This window comes from Methylobacterium sp. 2A, assembly GCF_009806555.1.
Classification (GTDB): Bacteria; Pseudomonadota; Alphaproteobacteria; order Rhizobiales; family Beijerinckiaceae; genus Methylobacterium.
In genome coordinates, this window is the sequence record NZ_VUOK01000060.1 from 189,364 (window position 1) to 205,817 (window position 16,454).

18 protein-coding genes are annotated in these 16,454 nt (G+C 70.2%); 8 read left to right on the forward strand and 10 right to left on the reverse strand.

The features are described 5' to 3' along the window. Window positions 1-57: 57 nt before the first annotated feature. Both FVE89_RS27350 and FVE89_RS27355 read left to right on the forward strand, forming a co-directional pair. Window positions 58-273, forward strand: a complete 216-nt coding sequence (locus tag FVE89_RS27350; RefSeq protein ID WP_202131105.1) for a CopG family transcriptional regulator — start codon at window positions 58-60, stop codon at window positions 271-273. Continuing rightward, on the forward strand, window positions 270-584 hold the full coding sequence (locus FVE89_RS27355) for a type II toxin-antitoxin system RelE/ParE family toxin (RefSeq protein ID WP_342389839.1): 315 nt from the start codon (window positions 270-272) through the stop codon (window positions 582-584). Before FVE89_RS27350 ends, FVE89_RS27355 begins: the two co-directional genes overlap by 4 nt. Before the next feature lie 15 nt (window positions 585-599). On the opposite strand, the gene FVE89_RS27360 is transcribed toward FVE89_RS27355, so the two are convergent. The 6 genes from FVE89_RS27360 to FVE89_RS27385 all read right to left on the reverse strand — a co-directional run bounded on the left by FVE89_RS27360 (window position 600) and on the right by FVE89_RS27385 (window position 5,251). Further along, window positions 600-1,886, reverse strand: a complete 1,287-nt coding sequence (locus tag FVE89_RS27360) for a hemolysin family protein (protein WP_161393386.1) — start codon at window positions 1,884-1,886, stop codon at window positions 600-602. Between the two features lie 121 nt (window positions 1,887-2,007). After that, on the reverse strand, window positions 2,008-2,775 hold the full coding sequence (locus tag FVE89_RS27365; RefSeq protein WP_161393296.1) for a class I SAM-dependent methyltransferase: 768 nt from the start codon (window positions 2,773-2,775) through the stop codon (window positions 2,008-2,010). After that, complete coding sequence (locus FVE89_RS27370; protein WP_161393297.1) at window positions 2,772-2,984, reverse strand: hypothetical protein; 213 nt, start codon at window positions 2,982-2,984, stop codon at window positions 2,772-2,774. Before FVE89_RS27370 ends, FVE89_RS27365 begins: the two co-directional genes overlap by 4 nt. Further along, a complete protein-coding gene (locus FVE89_RS27375; protein WP_161393387.1) occupies window positions 2,981-3,232 on the reverse strand; it encodes a type II toxin-antitoxin system ParD family antitoxin in 252 nt (83 codons plus the stop codon). Before FVE89_RS27375 ends, FVE89_RS27370 begins: the two co-directional genes overlap by 4 nt. Before the next feature lie 128 nt (window positions 3,233-3,360). Beyond that, complete coding sequence (locus FVE89_RS27380; protein ID WP_161393298.1) at window positions 3,361-4,569, reverse strand: MFS transporter; 1,209 nt, start codon at window positions 4,567-4,569, stop codon at window positions 3,361-3,363. An 85-nt stretch (window positions 4,570-4,654) separates the two neighbouring features. Further along, window positions 4,655-5,251 (reverse strand): TetR/AcrR family transcriptional regulator, encoded by a 597-nt coding sequence (locus FVE89_RS27385; protein WP_161393299.1) that lies wholly within the window; start codon window positions 5,249-5,251, stop codon window positions 4,655-4,657. Window positions 5,252-5,352: 101 nt separating this feature from the next. On the opposite strand from FVE89_RS27385, the gene FVE89_RS27390 reads away from it, so the two are divergent. Continuing rightward, window positions 5,353-6,561: an MFS transporter gene (locus FVE89_RS27390; RefSeq protein WP_202131106.1), complete on the forward strand. Its 1,209-nt coding sequence runs from the start codon at window positions 5,353-5,355 to the stop codon at window positions 6,559-6,561. A 59-nt stretch (window positions 6,562-6,620) separates the two neighbouring features. On the opposite strand, the gene FVE89_RS27395 is transcribed toward FVE89_RS27390, so the two are convergent. Together FVE89_RS27395 and FVE89_RS27400 are read right to left on the reverse strand one after the other, a co-directional pair. Continuing rightward, entirely contained in the window at window positions 6,621-8,489 is a 1,869-nt protein-coding gene (locus FVE89_RS27395) for an OmpA family protein (RefSeq protein WP_161393300.1), read from the reverse strand. Between the two features lie 68 nt (window positions 8,490-8,557). Further along, window positions 8,558-9,628 (reverse strand): DUF2865 domain-containing protein, encoded by a 1,071-nt coding sequence (locus tag FVE89_RS27400; protein WP_161393301.1) that lies wholly within the window; start codon window positions 9,626-9,628, stop codon window positions 8,558-8,560. A gap of 158 nt (window positions 9,629-9,786) precedes the next feature. Between FVE89_RS27400 and FVE89_RS27405 the strand changes: the two genes are divergently transcribed. Then, complete coding sequence (locus FVE89_RS27405; protein WP_161393302.1) at window positions 9,787-10,299, forward strand: CreA family protein; 513 nt, start codon at window positions 9,787-9,789, stop codon at window positions 10,297-10,299. Window positions 10,300-10,314: 15 nt separating this feature from the next. On the opposite strand, the gene FVE89_RS27410 is transcribed toward FVE89_RS27405, so the two are convergent. Continuing rightward, window positions 10,315-10,662 carry a hypothetical protein gene (locus FVE89_RS27410; protein ID WP_161393303.1) on the reverse strand — a complete coding sequence of 116 codons (348 nt, stop codon included), beginning with the start codon at window positions 10,660-10,662 and terminating at the stop codon, window positions 10,315-10,317. Between the two features lie 286 nt (window positions 10,663-10,948). Here FVE89_RS27410 and cysS point away from each other — a divergent pair, with 286 nt between their 5' ends. Continuing rightward, the gene (gene cysS, locus FVE89_RS27415; protein ID WP_161393304.1) at window positions 10,949-12,343 is read left to right on the forward strand and encodes a cysteine--tRNA ligase; all 1,395 of its coding nucleotides are present in this window, start codon (window positions 10,949-10,951) and stop codon (window positions 12,341-12,343) included. A gap of 89 nt (window positions 12,344-12,432) precedes the next feature. Continuing rightward, window positions 12,433-13,194 (forward strand): trypsin-like serine protease, encoded by a 762-nt coding sequence (locus FVE89_RS27420; protein WP_161393305.1) that lies wholly within the window; start codon window positions 12,433-12,435, stop codon window positions 13,192-13,194. Window positions 13,195-13,435: 241 nt separating this feature from the next. Here FVE89_RS27420 and FVE89_RS27425 read toward each other — a convergent pair whose 3' ends face one another. Beyond that, window positions 13,436-14,137 carry a response regulator transcription factor CtrA gene (locus FVE89_RS27425; protein WP_161393306.1) on the reverse strand — a complete coding sequence of 234 codons (702 nt, stop codon included), beginning with the start codon at window positions 14,135-14,137 and terminating at the stop codon, window positions 13,436-13,438. Between the two features lie 417 nt (window positions 14,138-14,554). On the opposite strand from FVE89_RS27425, the gene fliI reads away from it, so the two are divergent. Further along, a complete protein-coding gene (gene fliI / locus FVE89_RS27430; RefSeq protein WP_161393307.1) occupies window positions 14,555-15,907 on the forward strand; it encodes a flagellar protein export ATPase FliI in 1,353 nt (450 codons plus the stop codon). 61 nt (window positions 15,908-15,968) lie between these two features. Continuing rightward, window positions 15,969-16,376 carry a flagellar export protein FliJ gene (gene fliJ / locus FVE89_RS27435; protein ID WP_161393308.1) on the forward strand — a complete coding sequence of 136 codons (408 nt, stop codon included), beginning with the start codon at window positions 15,969-15,971 and terminating at the stop codon, window positions 16,374-16,376. Window positions 16,377-16,454: the final 78 nt, after the last annotated feature.

Here is a 16,454-nt window from a genome sequence, read left to right on the forward strand (position 1 = left end):
CGGTATGCTACCGCGATGGCTGACCTTTCTACCCTGACCGCCGAACTGCCACCCGACGTGCCGGCCAAGCTCGCTCGCCTGTCCGAGCGAACCGGCCGGGATAGCAGCGCCATCGTCGGCGAAGCGATCGCCGGTTACGTCGATCATGAGCTGGCGATCATTGAGGAGATCGAGGCGGGCCTAGCCGCCTCACGCGCCGGCCGCGTCGTCGACCATGACGCGGTGATGCGGAAGGCTCGCGACCTCATCGAGGCTGCCCGAGCCGGACAGTGAAGCGTCGGGTTCGTTGGACCGAGCCGGCCGAGATGGACTTTCTGACCATCCTGGCCACCATCGCCGCCAAGAATCCGGCGGCAGCGGCGGCTGTTGCCGACCGTGTCGAGAGCGCCGTCGCCCACCTGGAAGAACTAGCGATCGGCCGGCCGGGGCGAGTCGCCGGCTCGTTCGAACTCGTGCTGCCGCCTCTACCCTACATCGTCGCCTATGCGCTGATCCCGCAGCCCGACGGTGCTGAATGGGTCGATGTGCTACAAGTGATCCACGCCAAGCGACATTGGACAGCCGAGGGCTGGCCCCGCGACTAAAACGCTCTCCGCCGCTTAAACCGACTCGGCCTCTTCCAGCCGCGTCGCCAGCAATTTGTCGATGCGCCGTCCGTCGAGATCCACCACCTCGAAGCGCCAGCCGGCGATGTCGCAGGTCTCGCCCGTCTCCGGCAGGCGCTGGAGCGTGGCGATGACGAGGCCGGCCGCGGTGGCGTAGTCGCGCGAGGGCGGGAGCCGCAGGCCGAGCTGATCGGCCAGTTCGTCGGCCGGCATCGAGCCCGCGATCAGCCAGGAGCCGTCCGGGCGGCGCACCGCATCCGGCTCGATCTGCTCGGAGGGGAACGCACCCGCGATGGCGTCGAGGATGTCGGCCGGCGTCACGAGCCCGTCGAAATGGCCGTACTCGTCGTGGACGAGAGCCATCGGCACCGGGGCGTTGCGCAGGACGTTCAGGGCATCGAGCGCGTCGAGCGTGTCGGGCAGAACCGGCGCCTTACGCAGATGCGCGCGCAGGTCGAGGGGTTCGCCCCGGGACAGCGGTCCGATCAGGTCGCGCACCTGCAGGACGCCGATCATCGCGTCGGGGCCGCCATCCGCGACCGGCAATCTGGCATGGGGGCTCGCGAGGATCCGATCCCGCACGGTCGCCGGATCGTCGGCGAGGTCGATCCAGACCACGTCGGTGCGCGGGGTCATGACGCCGCGGACCAAGCGGTCGCCGAGCCGCAGCACGCCGGAGATCATCGCCCGCTCATCCCCCTCGATGACGCCGGCGGTCTCCGCCTCGGCCACGAGACTGCGGATCTCCTCCTCGGTGACCGCGCTGGCGCTCTCGGTCTCCTGGCCGATCAGGCGGAACACGGCCCGGGTCGAGGCGTCGAGCAGCCAGACTGCGGGGAGCGCCACCTTCGAGACCACGCGCATGCCAGGGGCCACCGCGCAGGCGATCCCCTCAGGGTTTCGCAGGGCGAGGTGCTTGGGCACCAGCTCGCCGATGATCACCGAGAGGTAGGTGATCACGCCGATCACGAGGCTGTAGCCCAGCGTGTCGGCCCAGCCCCGCGGCAGGCCGAGATCGATCAGCATCACGGTCAGCCGGTCGCCGAGCGCCGCGCCCGAGACCACGCCCGACAGGATGCCGATCAGCGTGATGCCGATCTGCACCGTGGAGAGGAAGCGCCCCGGCTCCTCGGCGAGCGCCAGCGCCGCCTTCGCGCCGGCCCGGCGCGCGTCGGCCATCGCGCGCAACCGGCTCTTGCGCGCCGAGACCAGGGCCAGCTCCGAGAGGGAGAACACGCCGTTCAGCACGATCAGCAGGACGACGGTGACGAGCTCGATCAGGCCGGTTCATCGAGCCGGCCCCCGCCTAGCGGGGTCGGCTCCCTCTGGTTGCGCGGACAGGCAAGATGGGCACACGGTGCCCCATCCGCAACGGCCAAGCCTCGGCCCGGTTCGCCCCAGCTCAGCGCGGGCGCGCCTCGATCAGCACCGAATCGAGCAGGAAGCTGCCATCGGCCTCGATCCGGAAATGCGCCGTGACCTCGGCGGCGGCCGAGGCCTGGAGCGCGCGGATCGCCGCGACCTGGGTCGGCGGCGTGCGCATGCGGGCGATCCAGCTCGCGAACTCCATGCGCGGGCGGCTCGCCAGCATGGCGCCGGGCGTGAAGCCTGCCGCCTCCAGCATGGCGCGCCATTCCGAGACGCGGTAGTCGCGGACATGCGAGGGATCGCGCAGCAACTCCACCGCCTGGAGATGCGTGTCGAGCAGCGGATCCTCGGGGGCGACCGCGTCGCAGGCGACGAGCAGGCCATCTTGCTTCAGCACCCGCCGGGCCTCCGCGAGGGCGGCCGGCACGTCGCGCCAATGGTGGGCGCTGAACCGGGTCAGCACCGCGTCGAAGCACGCATCCGCGAAGGGCAGCGTCTCGGCCGCGCCCTGGCGGGTCTCGATCCGGTCGAGGCCGCGCCGGGCCGCCTCGGCGGAGACGGCTTCCAGCATCTCGGCCGAGAGGTCGTAGGCGGTGACATTCGCGCCGGCCGCCGCCGCCGCGAACGCGACATGGCCGCCGCCGCAGCCGAGATCGAGGGCCTGCGCCCCCGGAAGCGCGCGGATCAGGGCGCCGATCCGGTCGAGATCGGCGCCGCCGGCGTGAACCGCGCTCGAAACGTAGGCGGCGGCCTGCGCGCCGAACTGGTCGACGACATGGCTGGCGTGATCGCGACCGCTCATGGATTCAACCTCCTATCAGGAACGTCGTCCGGAATCGCTGAGCGCGGACGATGCGTCGCGGCGCAGCGGTCCGCAATAACGGCGCGCCGGAACGCGTCGGACAGACCATCCTGGTAACGCTCGGCCTGAGCTTCACCGAAGCGCAAGGCGCCTGCCACGTAGGCTTCCGCGATGTCCTCGTCCGCCCGGGGCGAGGTCCGGTAGATCATCGCGCCCGGAGCGCCGCCAACCTCTCGCGGCCGAGACGGCGGATCTCCTCCTCCGACCGGTCGCTGACGCCGGCCGCCAGTCCGTCGTCGATCAGCCGCTGCAGCTCATCGATCTTGGCAAGGCGTTCCTGGTCGCGTCGGATCAGATCGCGCACGTAGTCGCTTGCATTGGCATAGCGGCCGGTGCCGGCCTGCGCCTCAACCCACGCCTTCATGGGGTCGGGCAACGAGATATTCATGGTTGCCATGCCGCCGCCTCCTGAAAGGAGAATGGCGGGTTTGGCAAAGATTGCCAACTGGACCACGGACGGGAACCCGCGTTCCGGTGGTTCGGCCCCGAGCGGTATCTCGGGTTTGAGCGTCTGCCTGGACGGGCTCAAGCTGGCAGCGGCGCCAAGCGCGACAGCCGCAGCGCCACGAGGAGCGCCAGTCCGTAGAGCGCGCCGGTGAACAGCACGACGCCGGTCCAGCCGGAATGGGCGAAGAACCAGCCGCCCGCCGTTCCGAGCACCGAGGAGCCGAGGTAGTACAGGCACAGATAAAGCGAGGAGGCCTGCGCCCGGTCCCGCCGCGCCCGCCGGCCGACCCAGCTACTCGCGACCGAATGCGCGCCGAAGAAGCCGACCGTCGTTACCACGATCCCGGGCACGATCAGCAGGATGTGCGCCGAGAGGGTCATCAGGATCCCGGCGAGTCCGAGCCCGGTGGCGAGCCACAGCACCCGCCGCCGGCCGAACCGGCTGGCGAGTTCGCCGGCGACCGGGCTGCTCACCATCTCGGCGAGATAAACGGAAAAGATCAGGCCGATCACCGTCTGGCTGAGCGAGAAGGGCGGATCGAGCAGGCGGAAGCCGATGTAGTTGTAAATGCAGACGAACCCGCCCATCAGCAGGAACCCCTCCACGAACAGCCACGGCAGGCCGGCATCGCGGAAATGGTGGGTGAAGCTGCCCGGTACCTCGCGCCACGCCATCCGGTGCGCCACGAAGCTGCGCGAGGGCGGCAGCCAGCGCCAGAAGGCGAGGGCCGCGGCCAGCGCCAGGACGCCGATGGTGGCGAGCCCGATCCGCCAGCCGACATGATCGGCCATGACGCCGCTGATGAGGCGCCCGGACATGCCGCCCAGCGCGTTGCCGCCCACGAGCAGTCCCATCGACAGGCCGATGGCCTGCGCGTCCATCTCCTCCGCCAGATAGGCCATGGCGACCGCCGGCAACCCGCTCGCCGTCAGTCCGGTCAGGGCACGCAGGATCAGGAATCCGTGCCAGCCGGGTATCAGGGCGGCCACGATGGTGAGCAGCGCGGAGGCCAGCAGCGAGGCCAGCATCACGGGCTTGCGGCCCCATACCTCCGACAGGGGGCTGACGACGAGGAGCGCCACTGCCAGCAGGCCGCAGGGCAGCGACAGGGCGAGGCTGCTCTCCGCCGGAGACACGGAAAAGACCTCGGCGTAGATCGGCAGCAGGGGCTGCACCGCGTAGAGCACCGCGAAGGTCGAGAACCCCGCGGCCGCGAGCGCCAGCGCCGTGCGGCGGAAGACCGGTGTGCCCGACCGGATCAGCCGTCCGTCCGCTTCGCTGTCCATGTCCATCCTGCTTTGCCGATCGTCGCGCTTTGGTGATGTTCGGCGGTGCCGCCGTCAACTCCGATGGGTGGATCGGGGTCGCCGGTCACGCCGCTCTGAGCGCGGCCAGCGCCGGCTCGATCAGCGCCTGCAACGCCTCCCGCGAAGCCCCGTCGCGCGCTTGGAACGAGATGGCCTGCATGATGCCGTGGTAGAACGCCGCCAGCCGCGCCGGATCCGCTTCCGGCGGCAGGTCGCCGGTATCTCTGGCACGCTCCAGCCGATCGCGGATCAGCGCCAGCGTCTTGCGACGAGCGCGGAGCAGGTGCGCGCGCGGGTTGTCGCTGGCGGGCAGGCTGCTGACCACGCCGAGGATCAGCAGGCAGCCGCCCGAGCGGTTCGAGAGGGCGACGTCGATGCTGCCCTCCAGCATCGCGCGCAGGCCCGCGCGCGCCGTCGGCGCATCCTCGAGGGCCTGCATCGGCGCGGCACCCACCGTGGCGATGTAGAGATCGACCGCCTCCCGGAAGGCGGCCTCCTTCGAGCCGAAGGCGGCGTAGAAGCTCGGCGGCGCCACCCCGATGGCGGCGGTCAGATCGCCGATCTGCGCTCCCTCGAAACCTTTGGACCAGAACACATCCAACAGGCGCTGGAGGGCCCAGCCGCGATCGAAGCTCCGGGGTCGGCCACGTGCCGCCGGCATGACGTACCTTTCTGTAGCCGATTTTACATAAACCGTTGACGTGCGGGCGCAAGCGCGGCAGGCATATATGTAGTCGATCTTAAAGAAATGGACGGCTGGCCATGAACACCTCCGTGACGAGCGCCGCGATGCCGCGTGCGTGTGATTCGGATCCGGCTTGCCGGTCGGTCCCGGGCTGGGTCTTCCTGCTCGGCGCGGCGATCTTCGTGGTGACGACCGCGGAATTCATCGTCGCCGGCCTGATGCCGACCCTCGCGGCGGCCTTCTCGGTGACCGTGCCGGAGACCGGGTTTCTCATCGCCCTGTTCGCGCTCGGCATGACGCTCGGCGGGCCGATCGTCACGGCGCTGCTCCTGGCGCTCGGCGTTCCGAACAGGCCGGCCCTGCTCTGGCTCCTCGGCCTCTTTCTGGCGGCCAGCACCCTCGCGGCGCTGGCCACGGATTATCCCGTCCTGGCGCTCGCCCGCACGCTGCAGGGCGTCGCCAGCGCCGGATGCTTCGGCGTGGCGATCACGCTCTGCGCGGCCCATGTCCGCCCCGAGATCCGAGGGCGGGCGGTGTCCGTGGTCCTGGCCGGGCTGATGATCGCACCCGTCATGGGCGTGCCCGGTGCGGCGCTGATCAGCCAGGCGTTCGGCTGGCGCGCGAGCTTCTGGGGCATCGTCGCTCTGGCGGCGCTCGCGCTCGCCGCAATCGGTGTCGGCGTTCCGAGGACGGAGCGGCAGGCCGGCGCGAGCCTCGCCGCCAACCTCGGCGCACTGCGGAGCGGACGTCTCTGGGCGGCCTACGCGACGAGCGGCCTGATCATCGGGGCGACCTTCGCGGCCTTTAGCTACGTCACGGCGATCATGACGGAGGTCGGCGGCTTCAGCCCCTCGGCGATCCCACTGCTCCTGGCCGGTTACGGCGTCGCGAACGTGGTAGGGAACCTCGTGGTCGGCCGGCTCGCGGATCGGTATACGATCCCGGTCTTGGGCGGCGGGTTGGCGATCCTGGCCACCGCCCTGGCGACTTTCGCGGCCTTCGCGGGCAACCCCGTGATCAGCACCGCGGCCTTCCTGGCGGTCGGTCTGGTCGGCGTCTCGCTCAACCCCGCCATGGTGGCGCGGGTGATGCGCGCGGCCGAGCCGAGCCCCCTGGTCAACAGCTTTCACACGTCGGTCATCACTGGCGGACTCGCCTTCGGAACCTGGGCGGGCGGTGCCGCGATCGATCTGGGGCTCGGCCTCACCGCACCGCTCTGGGTCGGCGCAGGTCTCGCGGTCCTCGGCCTGCTCAGCCTTGCGCCCCGCCGCGCACGGCTGACGTGAGCCATGCGCAATCGGGCGCTCGATGACGGGTGCCCGATCGAGACCGGTCCCCGGCCGGTTCAGCGCGGCGGCGGCGCAGCCAGGCCGTGCGCTTGCCCCTGCTGCAGCAGCGGCGTGATCCGCTGGACCACGACCCGGCGGTTCTCCCGCGACGGGCTCTGCGTGTTCACCTTGAGGTACTGCTCGCCGTAGCCCTGGGTCGTCAGGTTCTCCGGCGGCACCTGGAACTGCTGCGAGAGGACCGTCGCGACGGATTGGGCGCGCCGGTCCGACAGCGAGAGGTTGTCGATCGCGGAGCCGACCGCGTCCGTGAAACCCTCGATCAGGAACACCTCCTGCGGGTTGGCCCGGATGGCGCGGTTCATCGCGGCGGCGATCACCGACAGCTTCTGCGCCTGATCGGGCGTGACGGTGAACGAGCCCGTGTCGAAGGTGATCGTGTTGATGTCGACCGCGCGGAGCCGGGCGCGGAGATCCGGGCTGTAGCGGATCTGATCGAGCGTGTAGCGGCGATCGACCGCCGCCACCGGCGGTGCCGTCAGCGCCTCGTAGACCTCGCCCTCATCGGCCTGCGCGTAATCAACGATGTAGCGATCGCGCGGGATCCGGATATCCGGAGGCGGCAGGACCACCACGTCGTCGTAAATCGGGCGGAGCGGGCCGGCATAGCTGTTGTCGATCAGCACCAGTTCGCGCCCGTCGCGATAGCGCAGGTAACGGCGCAACAGCCGCCCATCGTCGCCGGTCACGGTGACGATCTGCTCGCCGCCGGGACGGTCGATCGTGCTGTAGAAATCGGCGCCCCGCCGCTCGTAGCGGTAGCCGCGCGGGTCGAGATCGCGGAAGCGCTCGTTCTCGTCGTGGCGGATCAGGTAGGTGTCCCGGTCGCGCACGATGATGCGGCCGGGCTCGCGGTAGACGGTCCGGCCGCCCTCGTTGAATTCGCGCCGGTCGCTGCGGACCTGCTCGAAATCGCGAACCGTATCATCCTGACGGAAGCCGCCGGGGACATAGCCGGGCTGACCCGGGGCGTTGAAGGCGCCGCGCTCGCCCGGGGCACCGGGGCCACCTGCGGGGCCGGGGCCGCCCGCCTGACCCGGCGGCTGGAACGGCCGACCGACGACTCCGGGCGCCATGTTGGGCGGCAGGGGGCGGCCCGGCTCGGCGCCCGGGCCGGCATTCGGTTGCGGCCGGCCGTCAGGCTGGATAGTCTGACGCTGAAGATCCTGGCGCTGCCCCGGCGCCGTGCCGGGCGGTGCGGGACGGCCGGGTTCCCCGGCAGGACCCGTGCCCGGCTGCGGACGGATATCGTGTTGGGTGTCGGGGCGCGGATTGGGCCGGTCCGGGCCACCTTGCAGCGTGTTCGGGCGATCCGCATCCGGCGCGTGGCGGTCGCGGTCGGGGGCTTGCCGCTGCGGCGGCACCGGACGGTCGTTGCCCGGCCGGGGCTCGGCGCCGGGACCGACGTTCCGGTCCGGGGCTGGCCGATCCGGTTGATGCTCCTGACGCGGAGGCTGACGCTCTTGGCGCTGCTCCTGACGATCCGGCCGCTCCCGGGCAGGCGGACGCGCGTCCGGCGGCCCGGGCCGGCGCTCGGGCGCGCGTTCCCGCTGCGGCGGCTCGGCAGGGGGCTCGGCATGTGGCTCGGCTTGGCGCTGGGCCGGGGGCTCCGGCCGCTCCCGCGGCGGCGGGGCGGCCCGTTCCGGCCGCTCGCGTCCAGCCGGAGGGCCGGGGGGAGGGCCGGGCCTTTCCTGCGGCGGGCGTTCCGGTCGCGGGCCGCCATGCGGGGGCTCGCCACCCCGGGGGCCACGCTCCTCCGGGCCGCCCTGCGCCAGCAGGATCCGCCCCGGCGACGCGTCGGCCGGACGAAGGGCGGTCAGTCCCGGCAGAACGGTGCCGGTGAGGAGGAGCAGTCGCAGGAGCCGCATCGAGGTCTCGTTTCGGTTCAGGCCGAGCCGAACACGGACCGCCGCGATTGGTTCCCTGCGCTCGTGCTCTACGGTGTCAGGCGCTGGGGCACTGCGATCACGTTCGGCGCGATGATACGCACGGCCACGTGATCGGGCTTCACGGACCCTGTGACCGTGCCCTCCGGCTCACCGTTGCCCGTGTTGGTGTCGGCGGTCTCGCCGTCGCCCTTCGGCCCGACGCCCGCCCGTCCGGCCGCGTCGGCGGCCAGTTCCGCCGCGGTCCGGTCGGCCCGGCCGACCAGCGTCAGCCTGACCTTCGGGCGCGAGAGCGCCTCGGCCTGCATCGGGGTCACGAAGATGTCGCCCTTGTGCCGGACCAGCATGCTCTCGGCCTTGACCAGCGACTGCGCCCAGGTCTTGCCCTCGGGCTTGCAGGAGCAGTTCGGGACGAATTCCTTGCGGAACTTGAAGGCGTTGGCCAGGCTCGTATAGGCGCGGCTGCCTTTCACCGTCGCGGCGTGCTTCAGGGCATCGTCGCCATAGGGCATGGAATAGGCCTGCGCCTCGGTGCCGGGGCAGAGGGCTTGGCACATCTCGTCCGCGCTGCCGCGTCCCTCGGGCAGGTTGCGCATCGGGAAGAAGCCGCCATCGCAGCTCCGCACGCAGACCATCTGCGAGCCGCCCCGGGCATAGGATTCCCCGCCCGCCGCGTAGACCTCCCGCGCCGGGCAGGTGGAGGCCACCAAGCCCTGAAGTTCGCGTCTGCGGGTTCCGTCGTCGTCGAGCACCGCGCCGCCGTAGGTCGCCTTGAGGGCGCGGATCCGCTGCTCGACGGCGCCGCATTGCGGCGGCCTCGTATCGAAGAACAGGAATTTCTCCGTGCAGTTGAGGCCGCGGTAATAGGCCTCCAGCCGCCCGATCTCGTCGTTGAGGGCCCGCGTCGTGCTGGCGCCGGTCTGGAGCGATGCCAGTTCGGCCCGATAGCGCCGGCACTGGGGCGAGGGCACCTGCGGGACCGGTCGCGCCTCGGCGGCCGGCCCGTCCGCCGGTGTCTCCTGCGCGACGGCCGGGACGAGGAGGGGGCTGGAGAATCCGAGGGTCAGGGCCGCAATCAGGAGGACGCGGCCGAGCGAACGGACGATCGGACGGTGAAGCATAGGATGCATCGCGTGGACCGGGTACGCTACGTTCCGAAGAGGCCGAGCGGCGCGCATCCGCGCTTCGGGGCCGAAGCATCCCGATCCTACGCCCCCTCGCAGGACGGCGACACCCCTCCTACATCCCATCGACAAGCTTGAGGGGGAATTGGCCGGCGATGTGGTTTCGGAGTCTCACCTATGTTGGCGTTCTGGCGCTGGGGCTGGCCACGGCCGGAGCGGTGGCAGCCCAGGAGCCGGACCGGATCTTCGACAAGTCGACGGTCTGGCGCCCGCTGACGCCCAACGACAAGCTGGTGGTCTACGGGATCGATGATCCGGCGGTGGCAGGCATCGCCTGCTGGTACACGCAGCCCGAGAAGGGCGGGATCAAGGGGACTTTGGGTCTGGCCGAGGATGTCTCCGATATCTCGCTCGCCTGCCGCCAGACCGGGCCGGTCGCCTTCAAGGGCAAGCTCAGCCAGGGCGAGGTGGTGTTCAGCGAGCGCCGCTCGCTGATCTTCAAGTCGATGCAGATCGTCCGCGGTTGTGACGCGCGGCGCAACACCCTGATCTACATGGTCTATTCGGACAAGGTCATCCAGGGTTCGCCGAAGAACTCGACCTCGGCGGTGCCGCTTGCCCCCTGGGGCACCGAGCCGGCCCCGAAATGTGCCGACGCCTTGAAGTAGGGCGGTCGCGGGCGGTCAGTCCTGGCAGGTGATGCGGATCGGCCGCTCGGTCGGGGCCGGCACGGGGCCGCTGATCGCGCCCGTGTACTCGTCGGCGGCGGCGACGCCGTAGGAATTGGCCGCCGCGTAGCCCTGCGCCTCGCACCACGCGTTGGCGACGACCTGGCCGCAGCTGCTGCCCGGCGTCGTCAGGCATTCGCCGACGCCGTAGCCGTCGCTCGACGGGATGAGGAACGTCTTCTCCACGTGGCTCGGCGCCTTCGCGGGTGTCTCGCCGTCGCTGCCCGCCAGCGCGGCATGCGCGAGTCCGGCGGTGGCAAAGGCGGTGGCGAGGGCGAGGATACCGGCGGCCGAGCGTCGCATCGAGGGTCCTTGAGCACAGGATCTGCGGCGTGAGGTTCGTGGCCCGGACGGTCCGACGGCGCGGTTAAGGAAGCCTTACCCGCAAGGCGCTAAGGCCTTCTCGAATTTCTCACGCTTTTGCGTTAGCCCCATCGCGCGGCCCGCGCCGTCGCGGCGATGCAACAGGATGCCGTGGCGGCATCGCCTGATGCGCCACGTTTCGGCCGTTCTTGGCCGTGGGCGCTCCGTAGGCCTCTGAGGGCTGGCTCGTTTTGCCGGCGGCTGCGCCGGGAGGAGGATGGGTTTCATGGCGCCGATGTTGCGGCTCTACAACACGCTGACCGGCGCCAAGGAGAGCTTCGCGCCGATCGATCCGGAGCATGTGCGCATGTATGCCTGCGGTCCGACCGTTTGGGATACAGCCCATATCGGCAACGCCCGGCCGATCATCGTCTTCGACCTGCTGTTCCGGCTGCTGCGCCACCTCTACGGGCCGGCGCACGTCACCTACGCGCGCAACGTCACCGACGTGGATGACAAGATCAACGCCCGGGCCGCCGAGCGTGGCATCACCATCCGCGACCTCACCGACGGGACGCTGGCGCAATTCCATCGCGACGTGCGCGACCTCGGCGTTCTGATGCCCGAGGACGTGAACGTGGCCGGCGAGCGCCCCCGTTTCATCGAACCGCGGGCGACGGATCACATCGCCGAGATGGTCGCGATGATCGAGGCTTTGGTCCGCTCCGGCCACGCCTACGTGGCGGAGGGCCATGTCCTGTTCGACGTACCGTCGATGCCGGATTATGGCGGCCTGTCGAAGCGCCCCCTCGACGAGATGGAGGCGGGCGCCCGCGTGGAGGTCGCGCCCTACAAGCGCTCGCCCCTCGATTTCGTGCTGTGGAAGCCGGCGAAGCCCGGCGAGCCGTCCTGGCCGTCGCCGGCCGGGATCGCCGAGCCCGGGCGGCCGGGCTGGCACATCGAGTGCTCGGCCATGTCGGCCAAGCATCTCGGTCAGACCTTCGACATCCACGCGGGCGGCATCGACCTGATCTTCCCGCATCACGAGAACGAGGTGGCGCAATCGCGCTGCTGCTTCGGCACGCCCGTGATGGCCAATGTCTGGCTGCACAACGGCTTCCTCCAGGTGGAGGGGGAGAAGATGTCGAAGTCGCTCGGCAACTTCGTCACCATCCGCGACGTGCTGAAGGACTGGCCGGGGGAGGTGGTGCGGCTCACCATGTTCAGGACTCATTATCGCCAGCCGATCGACTGGACGTTGCGCGGCCTCGAGGAGTCGAGCCGCGTGCTCGACCGCTGGTACAACGCCGCCGGGGACGAGCCGGCGGCGACGGGCATCCCCGACGCAGTGGTCGACGCCCTGTGCGATGACCTGAACACGCCGGCGGCGATCAACGAACTTCACCGGCTCAGCGGCGCGGAGGCGGAGCCCGGTGCCTTGCGGGCCGGGGCGAACCTGTTCGGCCTTCTCGCACGCACCCGAAGCGGCCGTGAGCAGGATGCGGTCGCCGCCTCCGGCATCGACGTCGCGGCGGTCGAGGCGCTGATCGCCGACCGCCGGGCGGCCCGGGCCGCCAAGGATTGGGCCGCGTCCGACCGGGCGCGCGATGCGCTCGCCGCGATGGGCGTTGCCGTGAAGGACAACAAGGACGGCACGACGACGTGGACAGTGGCGCGCTGACGTTTCGGCTGCGTCCTCTCGCTCGCTTGCGCCGACGGTTGCGGCTCGCATCTGTCAGGCAGGACAGTTCGCCGGGAGAGAATCCGCACGTGAGCATCTTCGGAACCCTCGGAGGGCGGCTTGCCTGCGCCGGATTGGCGTTGGGGGTCGGGCTCGGCCTCTCGGGGCCGGCCGCGGCGATCCAGGGCGGTGCGCCGGCGGGGCGGGATGCCCTCGCGCGGGCCACCGTCGCCATCGGCACGATCACCCAGCCCGAGGAGGCGCTGAAGCTGACCCGCTGCACCGGCGTCCTCATCGCACCGGACCTCGTGCTGACCGCGGCGCATTGCGTGAACGGCGATCCCCTCGGGGCGCTGGTGGTGTTCTTCCGCGGCTCCGATCCGACGCCGCCGGTCTACGGCGCACGGATCGCCGCCCGCTACAGCCCCGATCCGGGGGAAATGCTGCCGAACGCGGCGCCCGACGTGAGCCTCGCCGATCTCTCCCTCGACCTCGCCGTGCTGCGCTTGACCGAGCCGGTGCGCGATCGCCGGCCGATCGCGTTGGCGGCCGATCCGGAACGTGTCCCGAAGAGCCTGCGGATCGCCGGGGCCGGCCTGTCGGGGAACGGCGTCGGGCGGCTGCGTACGGCAGCGCTGACGCCGCTGGCGGCCAGCACCACAGGGCTGACCATCGCGCAGGCCCGGGGCGCCCAGGTCTGCTTCGGCGATTCCGGCGGACCGGTCGTCGCGCAGGATCGGCGGGGCCTCTATGTCTGGGGCGTCGCCAGCGCAGTGATCAGCCGGGCCGCGCCCTGCGGCAACTACGTGGTGATCGCGCCAGCCGCGCAGGTTTTTTCCAAGGCGCGCTGAAGCCTCGGCTTCTCCCAACAGATCCCCTCATCCTGAGGTGACCGCGAAGCGGGCCTCGAAGGAGGGCTCCAGGGATCGCGCGGCCAGCTGGAGGGCTCCTTCGAGGCCTGCGCTGCGCTCCGGCACCTCAGGATGAGGGGATCTGTCGGGATATCCGACATCTCGCGCGCTGCGTCCAAAACGCGAAAACCCCGCGCGGCCGGACCGCACGGGGTTTTTCGGGATCGGATCGCTTGGCGGATCAGACCGCCATGCGCTCCTCGCCGTCCATCGGCTCCCGGAGCACGTAGCCGCGGCCCCAGACGGTCTCGATGTAGTTCTTGCCCTGGCTGGCGTTGGCGAGCTTCTTGCGCAGCTTGCAGATGAACACGTCGATGATCTTCAGCTCCGGCTCGTCCATGCCGCCGTAGAGATGGTTGAGGAACATCTCCTTGGTGAGCGTCGTGCCCTTCCGCAGCGAGAGGAGTTCCAGCATCTGGTACTCCTTGCCGGTCAGGTGCACCCGGGCGCCGCCGACCTCGACGGTCTTCTGGTCGAGGTTCACGATCAGGTCGCCGGTGGTGATGACCGACTGGGCGTGGCCCTTCGAGCGGCGCACGATGGCGTGGATCCGCGCCACCAGCTCGTCCTTGTGGAACGGCTTGGTGAGGTAGTCGTCGGCGCCGAAGCCGAGGCCCTTCACCTTGTCCTCGATGCCGGCCATGCCGGACAGGATCAGGATCGGCGTCTTCACCTTCGCCACGCGCAGGTTGCGCAGCACCTCGTAGCCCGACATGTCGGGCAGGTTCAGATCGAGCAGGATGATGTCGTAATCGTACAGCTTGCCGAGGTCGATACCCTCTTCACCGAGATCGGTGGTGTAGGTGTTGAAGTTCTCGGACTTCAGCATCAGCTCGATGCTCTGCGCGGTCGCGCTGTCGTCCTCGATCAAAAGTACCCGCATCGTCGGTCCCCAGCCCCGCCGGCCGCATCAGCGCGCAGACACGTCCCATCGTTCGCCCGCCACCGGCCTGTGGACGGGCGCCTCGTCATGCTTGACGTGGGACGCTATGGATTAATCGTTAACAAAACCTGATTCCCGTCCGCAAGCGCCTCGTTCGCGGATCCGCGAGCTTGACCGGAAGAATAAGCCTCCTCCGGCCCCGTCCGGGACCGTGATTCCGTGGCGCCCGCGACCGGGGCCTCCGCCCCTGCGGTCTAAGTACTTCTCACGCAACGCTTCGGTCTGAGTTGTGGTTCACCGGCCACAGCGCCCGATTTCATCGAGCTTGGCCGGGACCCAACGCCGGACCGAGCCGCTACGTGCCCGTGGATCGCAGTGTTAAGGAGGCCGGTAAACGAAGCGTTGAGAGCGCGGCTCATGACACAGGATTCGGCAAGACCCGTTTCCTCCCTCGCGGCGGCGCGGGCGGCTTTGGAGCGGGTCGAGGTGCTGGAGACCTTCGGCCGGGTGGTGGCGATCCGCGGCCTGCTCGTGGAGGTCGCCGGGCCCGTGGCGGCGATGCGGCTCGGCGGCCGGATCGACGTCGAGGGCGCGAACGGCCATGGACTGGTCCCCTGCGAGATCATCGGCTTCCAGGGGGACCGGGCGCTGGCGATGCCCTTCGGCTCCCTGGAGGGCGTCCGCCGGGGCTGCCCGGCCTATGTGCGCGACGAGTCCGCGGGGGCGATCCGCCCGTCCGGCGGCTGGCTCGGCCGGGTGATCGATGCCCTGGGTCGGCCGGTCGACGGGCTCGGCCCCCTGCCGCAGGGGCCGGACATCTACAGCCTGCGGGCCGATCCGCCGCCGGCCCATGCCCGCGCCAGGGTCGGCGGGCCGCTCGATCTCGGGGTCCGCTGCATCAACACCTTCCTGACCATGTGTGCCGGACAGCGGATGGGCATCTTCGCCGGCTCGGGCGTCGGCAAGTCGGTGCTGCTCTCGATGCTCGCCCGCTACACCGCGGCCGACGTGGCGGTGATCGGGCTCGTGGGCGAGCGTGGGCGCGAGGTCCAGGAGTTTCTGCAGGACGATCTCGGCGCTGCGGGCCTCGCCCGCTCCGTGGTGGTGGTGGCGACCTCGGACGAGCCGGCCCTCATGCGCCGCAACGCCGCCTACGTGACCCTCTCGGTGGCCGAGTATTTTCGCGATCAGGGCGCCAAGGTGCTGTGCATGATCGATTCGATCACGCGCTTCGCCATGGCCCAGCGTGACATCGGCCTCGCGGCCGGAGAGCCGCCCACCGCCAAGGGCTACACGCCGACGGTGTTTTCCGAGTTGCCGCGCCTGCTGGAACGGGCCGGCCCGGGGGTGGGGCAGGGGACGATCTCGGCCTTGTTCACCGTTCTGGTCGAGGGCGACGACCACAACGAGCCGGTGGCCGACGCGGTGCGCGGCATCCTCGACGGCCACATCGTCATGGAGCGCGCCATTGCGGAGCGCGGGCGCTATCCGGCGATCAACGTGCTGCGCTCGGTCTCGCGGACCATGCCGCGATCCTGCGATCCGGCCTACCTGCCGGTAGTTCGAAGAGCGCGGCGGGTGCTCTCGACCTATGCCGACATGGAGGAGTTGATCCGGCTCGGCGCCTACCGCGCCGGCTCGTCCCAGGAGGTCGACGAGGCGGTGGCGCTCATGCCTCATCTTGAGGCTTTTCTTGGGCAGGGTAAGGAAGAAGCAACGTCCATCGGCGATGGTTACGCACGGCTCGGTCAGATTGTCGGCGGGGCCTAGGGGCAGGGATCCGACGTCATTCTGGGCCCTGCCTTGAGCGTTGCGTGGAGTGAGCGTCCTGATGAAATCGCGTGACACGCTGATCCGCCTGCGCCGCTTCCAGGTCGATGAGAAGCGCCGGCGCGTGACCCAGATCGAGATGATGATGGCCGACTTCCAGCGCATGGCGGTGGAGCTCGACCGCGAGGTCGCCGTGGAGGAGGCCCGCGCCGGCATCACCGATGTCGGTCATTTCGCCTATCCGACCTATGCGCGTGCCGCGGCGACCCGCCGGGACAACATGCGCCAGTCCGCCCAGGCGCTGGAGGGCCAGCTCGCGGAGGCCAAGGCCGAACTCGGGGAGGCGTTCGAGGAATTGAAGAAGGTCGAGATCCTGAACGACCGCGAACGTACCGCCGAGCGGGCCGCCGAATCGGTCCGCGATCAGGCCGCGATGGACGGCATCGGGTTGAACCGCGCCCGCGGTTGATGCGGGGGGGGGCCGGAGCCGCCTCGGCCGGCCGCCCGGCACGAAACCGTCATGATCACCTGACAAGGGGGCCTCGGG